Genomic DNA, 418 nt, shown 5'->3' with positions numbered 1-418 from the left:
CAAGCAGGCATCACGAAGCCCGCCACACCGCACACCCTCCGCCACTCGTTCGCGACGGCCTTGCTCCGCAGCGGTTACGACATTCGAACCGTGCAGGATCTGCTCGGCCATTCCGACGTCTCTACGACGATGATTTACACGCATGTGCTGAAAGTTGGCGGTGCCGGAGTGCGCTCACCGCTTGATGCGCTGCCGCCCCTCACTAGTGAGAGGTAGGGCAGCGCAAGTCAATCCTGGCGGATTCACTACCCCTGCGCGAAGGCCATCGGTGCCGCATCGAACGGCCGGTTGCGGAAAGTCCTCCCTGCGTCCGCTGATGGCCGGCAGCAGCCCGTCGTTGCCTGATGGATCCAACCCCTCCGCTGCTATAGTGCAGTCGGCTTCTGACGTTCAGTGCAGCCGTCTTCTGAAAACGACA

At 62.2% G+C, this 418-nt stretch carries 1 protein-coding gene; it reads left to right on the top strand.

Annotated elements, in window-relative coordinates; translation table 11 throughout:
* On the top strand, positions 1-216 hold a 216-nt coding region (locus ACU696_RS21105), incomplete at its 5' end, for a tyrosine-type recombinase/integrase (protein ID WP_021243024.1).
* Positions 217-418 lie beyond the last annotated feature (202 nt).

It is taken from the genome of Providencia sp. PROV_01 (assembly GCF_053098325.1).
This window is presented reverse-complemented; position numbering and strand designations above follow the sequence as displayed.